Annotated in this window: 12 protein-coding genes; 9 read left to right on the top strand and 3 right to left on the bottom strand. The window is 65.9% G+C overall.

Annotated features, from left to right (window positions below; all coding sequences use genetic code 11):
* Positions 1–29: 29 nt before the first annotated feature.
* Positions 30–1193, bottom strand: coding sequence for a pyridoxal phosphate-dependent aminotransferase (locus tag LOC57_RS14430; RefSeq protein WP_229960584.1), 1164 nt, complete (start codon positions 1191–1193; stop codon positions 30–32).
* 66 nt (positions 1194–1259) lie between these two features.
* On the opposite strand from LOC57_RS14430, the gene truB reads away from it, so the two are divergent.
* The 9 genes from truB to LOC57_RS14385 all read left to right on the top strand — a co-directional run bounded on the left by truB (position 1260) and on the right by LOC57_RS14385 (position 10936).
* Positions 1260–2177, top strand: coding sequence for a tRNA pseudouridine(55) synthase TruB (gene truB, locus LOC57_RS14425; RefSeq protein ID WP_231700865.1), 918 nt, complete (start codon positions 1260–1262; stop codon positions 2175–2177).
* Complete coding sequence (locus LOC57_RS14420; RefSeq protein ID WP_227927292.1) at positions 2178–2552, top strand: hypothetical protein; 375 nt, start codon at positions 2178–2180, stop codon at positions 2550–2552.
* The gene (locus LOC57_RS14415) at positions 2549–2998 is read left to right on the top strand and encodes a hypothetical protein (RefSeq protein ID WP_227927291.1); all 450 of its coding nucleotides are present in this window, start codon (positions 2549–2551) and stop codon (positions 2996–2998) included. Before LOC57_RS14420 ends, LOC57_RS14415 begins: the two co-directional genes overlap by 4 nt.
* Positions 2999–3083: 85 nt before the next feature.
* On the top strand, positions 3084–3773 hold the full coding sequence (locus LOC57_RS14410; protein WP_229960582.1) for a DUF4345 domain-containing protein: 690 nt from the start codon (positions 3084–3086) through the stop codon (positions 3771–3773).
* 109 nt (positions 3774–3882) lie between these two features.
* Positions 3883–4866 carry a bifunctional riboflavin kinase/FAD synthetase gene (locus LOC57_RS14405; RefSeq protein WP_229960580.1) on the top strand — a complete coding sequence of 328 codons (984 nt, stop codon included), beginning with the start codon at positions 3883–3885 and terminating at the stop codon, positions 4864–4866.
* A gap of 146 nt (positions 4867–5012) precedes the next feature.
* Complete coding sequence (gene rpsO, locus LOC57_RS14400) at positions 5013–5282, top strand: 30S ribosomal protein S15 (RefSeq protein WP_227913993.1); 270 nt, start codon at positions 5013–5015, stop codon at positions 5280–5282.
* Between the two features lie 342 nt (positions 5283–5624).
* The gene (locus tag LOC57_RS14395) at positions 5625–7850 is read left to right on the top strand and encodes a polyribonucleotide nucleotidyltransferase (protein ID WP_227913994.1); all 2226 of its coding nucleotides are present in this window, start codon (positions 5625–5627) and stop codon (positions 7848–7850) included.
* Entirely contained in the window at positions 7851–9245 is a 1395-nt protein-coding gene (locus tag LOC57_RS14390; RefSeq protein WP_227913995.1) for a M16 family metallopeptidase, read from the top strand.
* A gap of 278 nt (positions 9246–9523) precedes the next feature.
* A complete protein-coding gene (locus LOC57_RS14385; protein WP_229960578.1) occupies positions 9524–10936 on the top strand; it encodes an HNH endonuclease in 1413 nt (470 codons plus the stop codon).
* Here LOC57_RS14385 and LOC57_RS14380 read toward each other — a convergent pair.
* Together LOC57_RS14380 and moaA are read right to left on the bottom strand one after the other, a co-directional pair.
* Positions 10933–11193 carry a MoaD/ThiS family protein gene (locus LOC57_RS14380; protein ID WP_227913998.1) on the bottom strand — a complete coding sequence of 87 codons (261 nt, stop codon included), beginning with the start codon at positions 11191–11193 and terminating at the stop codon, positions 10933–10935. The two genes, LOC57_RS14385 and LOC57_RS14380, sit on opposite strands and share 4 nt — an antisense overlap.
* The gene (gene moaA / locus LOC57_RS14375) at positions 11194–12396 is read right to left on the bottom strand and encodes a GTP 3',8-cyclase MoaA (protein ID WP_442860191.1); all 1203 of its coding nucleotides are present in this window, start codon (positions 12394–12396) and stop codon (positions 11194–11196) included. It lies immediately after the preceding gene.
* Positions 12397–12403 lie beyond the last annotated feature (7 nt).

Below are 12403 nucleotides of genomic sequence, written 5' to 3'. Positions count from 1 at the left end.
GAGTATAAAAACCAGCTGCCGTCGGCGTTCTAGGTAGTTCCTGCTGCCGGCGGCTCCGGCAGCCGGCCGACCCCTTCGAGCAGCTCATCCCGGTCCCCGCACAGGGCGATCCGGATCCAGCCCTCGCCAATGGAACCGAAAGCCGTCCCCGGCGCCACGGCCACACCCTGTTCGGCCAGGAACCGCACGGTCCAGTCCCGCACGCTGCCCCCGGCCGCGAAGGACACATCGGCCCACAGGTAGAAGGCGCCTTGGGCTTCCAGATACCCGATGCCCTTCCGGTCCAGTACCGCGCAGGCTGCATCCCGGTTCGCCCGGTAGTGGGCGGCAGCGGTGGATACGTAATCCTGCGGTCCGGTCAACGCGGCCAGCGCCGCGTACTGTGAGGGTGAAGCCACGCAGGAAACAATGGACTCCATCACTGTGCTCAGCACTGGTTCCAGGCCGGACGGGAGCACGAGCGCACCGATCCGCAGCCCGGTCAGGCCGTAGGTCTTGGACAGCGTGAGGGAGGTGATCACCCGTTCCCCGGCGTCGCCGTCGAACGCCAGCGGACTGACATGCGGAACGTCGAAGGTGAAGGCCTCATAGCATTCGTCGGAGATGATCCACAGATCGTGCCGCCGGGCAAGATCCACCAGTTGCTTGGTCAACTCGGGACTGAACACCGCGCCCAGCGGATTGGACGGCGAGTTCAGCAGCAGCACCCGGGTCCGCGGTCCCAGCAGCGCCTCAAGGTCCTCGATCCGCGGCTGGAAGCTGTGCTCGGGATACAGCGGGTACTGCACGGGAACCGCGTGCAGCAGTTCAGCGGTCATCGCGAAGGTTGGGTAGCCGGGATTCGGCACGAGGATCTCATCCCCCGCGTCCAGGAGCATACTCATCGCCAGGTGCAGTCCCTGCTGGGCGCCCGAGGTGACAAACACGCGTTCCGCGGAAACCTGCGTGCCGCTGAGCGCTTCGGCGTGCCGGGCAAAAGCCTGCCGCAGGGGAGCGATGCCGGCGTTGGGCGTGTACCCCGTTTCGTCACGGTCCAGTGTGGACCGCGCCGCGTCGAGGATATGCGCCGGAGTGGGGAAGCCGGGTTCGCCGATGCTCAGGACAATGGAATCGGGTTTCGCCCACGCGGCCTGGGTGATTTCGCGGATCTGGTTTGCGGGAACGGCGCGGACGTGGGCTGAGAGCTGTGCCATATCCGCATCGTATCGCCGTCGGGCCGGCCCGCGGCGCGCCCGCCGGGCACCGCGCCGCACCATATACTGAAAGGCGTGAATTCAGGGCAGGTCCGTTCAGGACTGATTATTGTGGACAAACCGCAGGGATGGACGAGCCACGACGTGGTCGGCCGCCTCCGGCGGCTGGCTGGCACCCGGAAGGTGGGGCACGCGGGCACCCTGGATCCCATGGCTACAGGCGTGCTGGTGGTCGGCATCAACAAGGCCACCCGCCTGCTGACCTACATTGTGGGTACCACCAAGACGTACGAGGCCACCATCCGGCTGGGCCAGTCGACCCTGACGGACGACGCCGAGGGCGAGGTCACTGCCGAAACGATTGCCGCCGCAGTGACCGATGAAGAAATCCGTGCCGCCGTGCAGGCCCTCACCGGAGACATCCAGCAGGTCCCCAGCAGCGTCAGCGCCATCAAGGTCAACGGGGAACGCTCCTATGCCAAGGTCCGCGCGGGCGGCGAAGTGAACCTGCCGGCCCGCCCCGTAACGGTGTCCCGCTTCGAAATCCACGACATACGGCGGGAGAACGGCGGCAAGCTGCGCGACGTCGACGTCACCGTGGATTGCTCCTCCGGCACCTACATCCGCGCCCTGGCCCGCGACCTCGGTACCGCGCTGGGCGTGGGCGGGCACCTGACGTCCCTGCGCCGCACCTGCGTGGGGCCCTTCGGCATCGACGACGCGTCCACTCTGGAGGAGCTGGCCGGTGACCTGCGCGTCCTGGAGCTGGACGACGCCGCCGCGCAGCTCTTCCCGGTCCGTAACCTCTCCGCGGCCGAAGCGGAGGACCTGTCCCACGGCCGCAGGATCACCGCCACTGGTAACCCGGAGCCGGGGCCGGTGGCTGCCATGGACCCCGAGGGCCACGTGGTGGGCCTGCTCGAGGACAAGGGCACCGCCGCCAAAGCGCTGCTGGTCTTCGCGCCCGGAAATGAGAAAGCGTAAATGGGCGTGGACCTTCTTTTCCTGGTCGGCTCGCTGATCTGCCTGGTGTCGGTGGTGCTGTGCATCGGCGCAGCCGCCCTGCGCCACGGGCCGAACGACCTCACGATCCTCTCCGCTGCCGCCGTTGAACTCTTCCTGCTGGTCTACGGCGTGGTGTCACTGGTCCGCCTGGCCACCGGGCAGCACATTGCCGGTGAAGCGTGGGAATTCTGGGGCTACCTGCTGACCGCCCTGATTGTTCCAATCGGAGCGGTCTGGTGGTCGCTGATGGACCGCAGCCGCTGGAGCAACATTGTGCTCTCCGCCGTCGGCATCACCGTATTTGTCATGCTGTTCCGCATGGAACAGATCTGGGATGGAGTAAACCTGCTATGAAACGCAACATGGGCCCCCGCAACGACGGTGCGGCCAAAGATACGGCCCCTGCTGCGCGCAATGCCGGCCCCGGGCGGCTGCTGGTAGCCGTGTACGCCATCTTCGCCCTGGCCGCGACCGCGCGTGCCGCGTTCCAGATCCTCACCAAGTTCGACCACGCACCGCTGGCGTATCTGCTGTCCGCCTTCGCTGCGGTTGTCTACATAGTGGCAACCGTGGGACTGGCCCGGTCCGGTTCCACCGCGTACAAGGTCTCGGTTGCGGCCGTGGGCGTGGAAATGGTCGGCGTGCTGGCCGTGGGCATCTTCGGCCTCGTGGACCCCGCGGCACTGCCCGATGACACTGTGTGGTCCGGCTTCGGCAGCGGCTACGGCTACGTTCCGCTGGTGCTGCCCATGGTGGGCCTGTGGTGGCTGTACCGTCACCGCGCAGACGCACGGAAGTAGAAAGACAGCATGCTTACCTGATCCGGTCAGGTGCGTGAGACCATGGCAGGAACAGACACTGTTCCAAACCCAATCAGGGGGAGCCATGAGCAACACCGCACCAGCACCGGGCGAGGGGAACCGCCGCGCCGGATCCGACATACCCGGAACCCGGCCGCCGCAGGCAGCAGCGGCGCAGGCCCCCGGAACCGGCGACGGGCGGCGTGTGCCGGAGCAGGCGGTCCCGGGCAGCGGTGCCAAGCCGCGCCGCGGGTCAAAGGGCTCCGGGGCGCCGAAGCCGCGCAAGGCCCCCAAAGCGTATAAGGCCAGCGATGACTGGGCAGTCTTCCGGGCCGTGGTGATCGGCGTGGGCATCCTGGTGGCCGGCTTCGGCCTGTACAACCTCATCACCGGCACCGCTGGCCTGCCGGACGGAAGCGGGGGAGAGGTCAACGCCACCCTGGAGAGCCAGTACCGCTTCTTCTCCGCCATGATGGTGGGCGTCGGAGCCGCGTTCGTGGCCATAGCCGTGAAGTTCCAGTGGGCGAACATGCTGTGGCTGGTCTGCCTGATGGTCTTCCTCGGCGGCATTGGCAGGGTGGTGTCCTGGGCCTTTTCCGGCACGCCGCACTTCACCTTTATTGTGCTGATGATCGTGGAGCTGGCCTTCCCGCCGGCGCTGCTGGTCTGGCACCGGTTCATTGCCAAGACCAGTGAACTGCGGCAGGAGTACAGCCAGCAGGGCGGGGCCGGCGGAGGCGCCGCGGACCCCGGTATTGCGGGCGGTGCCCGGTGACCGGCGATGATCGGACATAATGGATAGGTCCCCGTGCGGCGGAAGCCGACGGCGGTGCGCCGGACAAAGCGAAAGGTCCGGCACGAAAAAATGCTGCTAAGGAGCCTGCGTGTACTACTGGAATGACCTGGCGGAGATACCGGCCGGCATTGGTCCGACAGTAATCACCATCGGCAACTTCGACGGCGTGCATCTGGGCCACCAGCATGTGCTGAACCGACTGGTCAAGGCGGCCCGGGAACAGGACGCGGCAGCGGTAGCCATTTCCTTTGACCCGCACCCCGCCCAGGTGCACCGTCCCGAAAGCGCCCCGGAACTCATCATGGGTACCGTGGACCGGGTCCAGGCGCTTGCTGACACCGGCCTGGACGGGCTGCTGATGATGCACTACGACATGGACCTCGCGTCCCTGACGGCCGAGGAATTTGTCCGGACCGTCCTCGTGGGCGCACTGCACGTCAAGACCGTGGTCATCGGCCACGACGTGCGCTTCGGCCGCGGCAACGCCGGAGACCTGGAGACCATGCGCGCCCTCGGTGCCGAACTGGGGTTCGACGTCGAAGCGGTGGACGACTTCGGTGCCCTGGCGGACGGTCCGGCCTCCGGGCGGCGCTGTTCCTCTACCTGGATTCGTGAGGCGCTGCGGGAAGGCGATGTCCGCACAGCTGCCCGCCTTCTCGGCCGCACCCACCGGATGCGCGGGGAAGTGGTGCACGGCGCCGCCCGCGGCCGCGAACTCGGGTTCCCCACTGCCAACCTGGCACCGGAAGCTTCCGGTCTCATCCCAGCCGACGGTATTTACGCCGGGTGGCTCGTGGACGAGGCCGGTGCCCGCTGGCCGGCCGCGGTGTCCGTCGGGTCCAATCCGACCTTCGAGGGGGTTAGCCGCCAAGTTGAAGCGCACGTCATCGACCGCCCGGCTGAGGACGTGCACGATTTCAACCTGTACGGCCAGCACGTGGTGGTGGAGTTCGTGGAGCGGCTGCGCGGCATGGTCGCCTACACCGGGCCCGAAGCGCTGGTGGAGCAGATGCGCCTCGACGTCGAACGCACCAGAAATGTGCTTTCGACAGAAACCGCCGCGGGCAGGTAAACTGGATTCAAATTCGGCTGCGGTCCGTGGCGGCTGAATTTCTTTGTGTTCCGGGGTGTGAGCCCCAGGGTTCATCCCAAGGAGCGGAAAGATTCCCGGCAGCGAAGTGCTGACTCGGGCCTCACGGCACAACTCTAGGAGTTACATTGGCACTCGATCCCGCCGTCAAGCAGGAGATCATCCGGGAATTCGCTCGGGCTGAAGGGGACACCGGTTCCCCCGAGGTTCAGGTTGCTGTGCTTTCGCGCCGCATCCTCGACCTGACCGAGCACCTGAAGACCCACAAGCACGACCACCACACCCGCCGCGGCCTGATGGCCCTGGTTGGTCGCCGTCGTCGTATGCTTACCTACCTGCGCGAGACCGACATCGCCCGCTACCGTGCGCTCATCGAGCGCCTCGGCCTGCGTCGATAGTCTTTGTGAAAGGCGGCACCTGTGCATCAGCACGGGGAGCCGCCTTTTGCGCAGGCAGGCATGGACACCGGGAAAGCCGGAAGCGCACCTGTCTGATTGACGAACGGGTCCCCTGAACCGGGGACCCGCAAGCAGCAAAAAGAAACACGCAGCAAAGAAGAAAACAGCAGGAGTCAGCCAGCATCGCAGCATTCGCGGTCCTCGGTAGTGGTCTCCGGGAGATTTCAGCCCGTGGACCTCGATCGAAGACCGGGTGTTGAACGTACGGCACGGCCGTACGGACGGAAGTTTGAAACGGTGCTGGGTGCCTCCGCCCACAGAAGAAACGGAGGTGGCTCTCATATGGAGGGTCCCGAAATTCAGTTCTCAGAAGCCGTCATTGACAACGGCAAATACGGCACGCGCGTTATCCGGTTCGAAACCGGACGCCTTGCCCAGCAGGCAGCCGGCGCCGCAATGGTCTACATCGACGAAGACACCGCCCTGCTCTCGGCCACGTCCGCCGGCAAGTCCCCGCGTGAAGGTTTCGATTTCTTCCCGCTGACCGTGGACGTCGAGGAGCGTATGTACGCTGCCGGCCGCATCCCGGGCTCGTTCTTCCGCCGCGAAGGCCGCCCGTCCACCGAAGCCATCCTGGCCTGCCGCCTGATGGACCGCCCGCTGCGCCCCGCCTTTGTGAAGGGCCTGCGCAACGAGGTCCAGATTGTGGTCACCGTGCTGGCGATCAACCCCGACGTGCTCTACGACGTGGTTGCCATCAACGCTTCCTCCATGTCCACCCAGCTGAGCGGCCTGCCGTTCTCCGGCCCGATCGGCGGCGTCCGCGTTGCCCTGGTCGACGGCCAGTGGGTTGCCTTCCCGAAGCACTCCGAGCTGGAGCGCGCCGTGTTCTCCATGGTGGTTGCCGGCCGCATTGCCGGTGACGACGTCGCCATCATGATGGTCGAGGCCGAAGCCACCGACAACGCCTGGAACCTCATCAAGGACGAGGGCGCTACCGCCCCGACCGAAGAGGTTGTTGCAGAAGGCCTTGAGGCTGCAAAGCCGTTCATCAAGGTTCTGTGCGACGCCCAGTCGGACCTGGCCGCACGCGCTGCCAAGCCCACCGTCGAGTTCCCGATCTTCCTGGACTACCAGGACGACGTGTACGAGGCCGTTGAAGCTGCAGCTGCCGAGAAGCTGGCCAAGGTCTTCTCCATCGCCGACAAGCAGGAGCGCGACGCTGCTTCCGACGAGCTGAAGAACGAAATCAAGGCTTCCCTTGCCGAGAAGTTCGAAGGCCGCGAAGGAGAAATCTCCGCAGCTTTCCGCTCCGTCACCAAGCAGGTTGTGCGCCAGCGCATCCTCAAGGAGCAGGTCCGCATCGACGGCCGCGGCCTGACGGACATCCGCCAGCTCACCGCCGAGGTCGAGGTCCTGCCCCGCGTGCACGGCTCGGCCATCTTCGAGCGCGGCGAAACCCAGATCCTGGGCGTCACTACGCTGAACATGCTGAAGATGGAACAGCAGATCGATTCGCTGTCGCCGGTAACGCGCAAGCGCTACATGCACAACTACAACTTCCCGCCGTACTCCACCGGTGAGACCGGCCGCGTGGGCTCGCCCAAGCGACGCGAAATCGGCCACGGCGCCCTCGCCGAGCGCGCACTGGTTCCGGTGCTGCCCTCGCGTGAAGAGTTCCCGTACGCCATCCGCCAGGTATCCGAGGCGCTCAGCTCCAACGGCTCCACCTCCATGGGCTCGGTCTGCGCTTCCACGCTGTCCATGCTCAACGCCGGCGTGCCGCTGCGCGCACCGGTTGCCGGCATCGCCATGGGCCTGGTCTCCGACCAGGTTGACGGCGAAACCCGCTACGCAGCCCTGACCGATATCCTCGGCGCCGAAGATGCCTTCGGTGACATGGACTTCAAGGTTGCCGGTACCTCCGAGTTCGTCACGGCCATCCAGCTGGACACCAAGCTCGACGGTATCCCCGCCTCCGTGCTGGCAGCAGCGCTGAAGCAGGCCCGCGAAGCTCGCCTGCACATCCTCGACGTGATGCAGGCCGCCATTGACGCACCGGACGAGCTCTCCGAGTTCGCTCCGCGCATCATCTCGGTGAAGATCCCCGTGGATAAGATCGGCGAGGTCATTGGCCCGAAGGGCAAGATGATCAACCAGATCCAGGAGGACACCGGCGCTGACATCTCCATCGAAGATGACGGCACCGTCCTCATCGGCGCAACCGACGGCGGCTCCGCCGAGGCTGCCCGCGCGGCGATCAACGCGATCGCCAATCCGATGGTTCCGGAAATCGGCGAGCGTTACCTGGGTACGGTCGTCAAGACCACCACCTTCGGTGCCTTCGTCTCCCTGACCCCGGGCAAGGACGGCCTGCTGCACATCTCCGAGCTGCGTAAGCTCGCCGGCGGCAAGCGCGTGGACAACGTCGACGACGTCGTCTCCGTGGGCCAGAAGGTCCAGGTCGAAATCACCAAGATCGATGACCGCGGAAAGCTTTCGCTCTCCCCGGTGGTTGCTGAAGACGCCGAAGGCGACGAAGCAGCAGAAACCGAGTCTGCAGAGTAAATGCCGGACTTTTCCGATGGTGCCCGTCCCGTGTCCGCTTCGCAGGGACACGGGACGGTCGTCAAGCTTCCACTGACCACTTTGCCCTCCGACCCGACCCTCGTGGTCGGCACTCCGGGAGGCGCTGTCGTGCGCCGTTCGGTGCTGCCCGGCGGCGTCCGGGTACTGACGGAGGAAATGCCCGGCCAGCGGAGTACGGCCATCGGATTCTGGGTTGGGGTCGGCTCGCGGGATGAAGCCGCGGGCCGGCACGGCTCCACCCACTTCCTTGAGCACCTGCTGTTCAAGGGCACCAGCCGCCGTTCGGCGCTGGACATCGCCTCGGCTTTTGACGAGGTGGGCGGTGAGTCCAATGCGGCCACAGCCAAGGAGAGCACCTGCTATTACGCACGGGTGCTCGACACCGACCTTCCCATGGCCATTGACGTCATCACCGACATGGTCACCTCCGCCGTCCTGGACCCGGACGAGCTGGAGCAGGAGCGCGACGTCATCCTGGAAGAAATTGCCATGGACAATGACGATCCCGCGGACCTGTGCCACGAACGCTTCTCCGAAGCCGTTCTCGGGGACCACCCGCTGGGACGTCCCATCGGCGGTACCCCGGAAGCCATCCGCAGCGTCTCGCGGGAAGCAGTGCTGGAGCACTACCACCGGTACTACCGTCCCTCGGAACTGGTGGTTACTGCTGCCGGCGGACTGGACCATGACCAGGTCTGCACCCTCGTTTTTGAAGCTCTCCGCACTGCCGGCTGGGACCTTGATCCTGCAGCCACACCGTCTCCCCGCCGCAACACCGAACCCGCACTGATCTCCGGCACCGCGGGCGTACACGTGTACAACCGGCCGGTGGAGCAGGCGAACATCGTGATGGGCTGCCCGTCGCTGACTGCCACGGATGACCGGCGCTTTGCGATGAGCGTGCTGAACACGATCCTCGGCGGCGGCATGTCCTCGCGCCTGTTCCAGGAGATCCGCGAGAAGCGCGGCCTGGTGTACTCCACCTACTCCTTCTCGGCGTCGTACGCCGACGCCGGCTACTTCGGCATGTACGCCGGTTGCTCTCCTGCCAAGACCCGGCAGGTCATTGACCTGCTCGGGAGCGAACTTGAGCGCCTGGCGGCCGACGGCGTTGAGCCGGCGGAACTTGCCAAGGCCCTGGGCCAGATTTCCGGTGGCATGGTTCTCGGGCTGGAGGACTCCGGTTCGCGGATGTCCCGGCTCGGGCGTGCTGAACTGGTCAGCGGCGAATTCATCGACATTGACGAGTCCCTGCGGCGGATCCACTCCGTCACGGCGGAGCAGGTCCAGGAGCTGGCCGCTGAGCTGGCTGCGGCGCCGCGGACCATCACGGTGGTTGGACCCTTCGAGTCAGCGACGGAATTGGGCTTCTAGCCGCACTTCGTCAAAGCCGGGAACGCTGGGCGTTCCCGGCTTTTGCTGTTTCCTGGGGCTGTGGGCGGGGTGTGAGGGGGCGTGTGGGGCGGCGCGTGTCGACGCGCCGGATGCTGGTACCTGTATGTCCAAGTACTTTATCCACAGCCCCCAAAACACCGTTGTTGCGGCCTTTTGCCGCCGTTACTATCGAACACATGTTCGAATCAACAGGTACTCACGGCAGCGCCGGACCGCACTTAAGACTTGCAGATGCGGGCCCGCACGCTGCGTTTGAGATGCGCCCAAAAACGGCGTCAACTGCCGCAGTAGCTGCCCTGACGCTGGAACTTTCTTCGCCTGACACGCTGGCCGCGATTGCTGCTGATTCGGATACAGGGCTTGTTGACCGGCTCCGTGCTTTGGAGGAGCTGAAGGCTGCTGCGTGTGCGGCGCAGGCGCGGGTGGCGGCGGCGTTGGACGTGTCCGTGCGTGCTGATCATGCTCGTGCCGGGCTGCCGGCGGAGAAGCATGGTGTGGGCGTTGGAGCGCAGGTGGCTTTGGCGCGGCGGGAGTCTCCTGCCCGCGGCGGACGGATCCTGGGCTTCGCGAAGGCCTTGACCCAGGAGATGCCGTGCACGCTCAAAGCGTTCTCGGAAGGCCACATCAGTGAGTGGCGGGCGACCCTGCTGGTCCGCGAGACTGCCTGCCTGTCCGTGGCGGACCGGCAACTGGTAGATCAGGAAATCGCCGGGGATCCTGCCGGGCTGGACGGATTGGGGGATGGACGCCTGATAGCGAGGATCCGGAAGATCACGTACCGGCTTGATCAGGCCGCGCTGGTGCGGCGGGCGGCGAAGGCGGAGGCGGACCGGTTTGTGTCCTGCCGTCCGGCTCCGGACACCATGACCTACCTGACGGGTCTGCTGCCGGTGGCTCAGGGTGTTGCGGTGTATGCGGCTTTGTGCCGGGTGGCGGATTCGTTGCGGGCCCGGGGTGATTCCCGTGGCCGGGGGCAGATCATGGCTGACACGATGGTTGAACGCATCACGGGCCAGGCGAAGGCTGAGCAGGTGCCGGTGGAAGTGCAGTTGGTGATGACGGACCGAACCTTGCTGGCCGGGGATCGGGAGCCGGCATACCTGGCCGGGTACGGGGTGGTTCCGGCACCGTGGGCACGGGACCTGGTAGGCAAGGGCGCCCGTCGAAGGGCTCAGAAGACAGGGAAGCCGGGGGAGTCAGGGGAACCGGGGGAGTCCTCTCCCGGATTCTGGCTGCGCCGCCTCTACACTGCCCCGAGTTCCGGGGAGTTGCTGGCCATGGACTCGAAGGCCCGGTTCGTACCGGTGTCCCTGGCCCGATTGATCACGGTACGGGACCAGATGTGCCGGACCCCGTGGTGTGATGCGCCGATCCGGCACCAGGACCATATTCGGCCGAACCGTGATGACGGTCCCACGGAGGCAGCCAATATCCAGGGGCTGTGCGAGGCGTGCAACCAGGCCAAGGAGGCACCAGGCTGGAGGGCAACAGTCATCGGGGCACCCGGCACCACCGATCAGCCGACACCGCGGGTCCGGAAGGCCACTGCTGCTGCGCGGAATGCCCCAACCGCCCGGAAGGCCACATGTGCCCGCTGGCACACTGTGGAGATCAGCACGCCAACCGGCCATCGGTACCGGTCGACGGCTCCACCCTTGCCGGGCGCCTAACCCCCGGCGAACGGGGGCAGGATATCCACAACGTCGCCCTCCTGCAGAAGCATGGCCCGATCCTGGGCTGCGGTTTCATTCACCAGGAACGTACTGCGCGCAATCACGGTGGCAAGCACCGGCACCCCGGGCCCGGCGGCCGGATACTTTGCACCCAGCTTTTCCGCCAGTTCGCCCAGTGTCAGGGGTCCTTCATCCAGGGTTTCTTCTTCTGTGCCGGCTGCCGCTTTCGCAGCGCCGAAATATCGGATCAGCACCTAGCCACCTATCGCGCTCATGGTTCGTTCAGGCTGTACATAGTCGGGCGCACCCAGCCCAACGTGGGCCATCCCGTGGGCCTTCGGTTTGCCCCACATTGCTTCCTGCCACCGCCGGACCACCGCGTCGTCGTCCACTCCGCTGCGCATCAAGGCGAGCAGGTCTGTTTCCTCGTGGGAGAAAAGGCAGCTGCGCACTTTCCCCTCTGCCGTGACCCGGGTCCGCACACACTCGGCACAGAACGGCTCCGTGACGGAGGCAATGATCCCCACCGTGCCGGCCACGGTTTCCGGCGTGGCCCGCCGACGGACCTCCCACCGCTGGGCAGGAGCACCGTTGCGTTCCCGGGGGTCCGGAGTCAGGACGAAGTCCCGCTCCAGCAGGCTCCGCATCTCGGCGGCGGTGATCATGCCGTCGCGGGTCCAGCCATGGTCGGCATCGAGCGGCATCTGCTCAATGAAACGCAGCTCGAAACCGTTGCTGACGGCCCATTCCAGCAGATCCGGGGCCTCGGCGTCGTTGATGCCGCGCATCAGCACCGCATTGATCTTCACAAGACCCAGGCCAACCCGCGCCGCTTCCTCCAACCCGCGCAGCACACGGTCCAGGAAAGGCCGCCGGGTCAGCTGCGCAAAAGTGTCCGGATGCAGGGAATCGAGGGAAACGTTTATGCGGGTCAGGCCCGCCTCCTTGAGTGCCTGGGCCTTTTTGTCCAGGCCCAGGCCGTTGGTGGTTAGCGAGATCGGCAGATCGGGATGGTTGGCCCGGATCCCGGCAATAATGTCCACCAGATCGGCACGCACCAGCGGTTCGCCGCCGGTCAGGCGCAGCTCCCGCACCCCCAGCCGGTCCACACCGATACGGACCAGCCGCACAATTTCGTCCCGTGACAGGACTTTGTCCTTGGCCAGCCAGTCCAACCCCTCGGCGGGCATGCAATACGTGCAGCGGAGGTTGCATTTGTCCGTCAGTGAGAGGCGCATATCGGTGGCCCTGCGCCCATACCTGTCCAGCAGGCCGTCCGCCGCGGCGGGGCCGGGGGACAGCACAGCCGTGGCCGGCGCTTCAGCAGCCGCCGGAACCGGGGCCATCGGTACGCTGAATTCTGCTGTACTGGACTCTGATGTACTAGTTGGTGATGATCCGGTCCCCGGTGCGTGTGGGGAAGGGCCAACGGCAGGCATTCCCAGCTGTATTCCCATCCCTCGA

This window comes from Arthrobacter sp. zg-Y750, assembly GCF_020907365.1.
Lineage (GTDB): Bacteria > Actinomycetota > Actinomycetes > Actinomycetales > Micrococcaceae > Arthrobacter_B.
The sequence above is the reverse complement of the archived record's forward strand: the minus strand, read 5'-3'. Positions and strand labels throughout refer to the sequence as shown.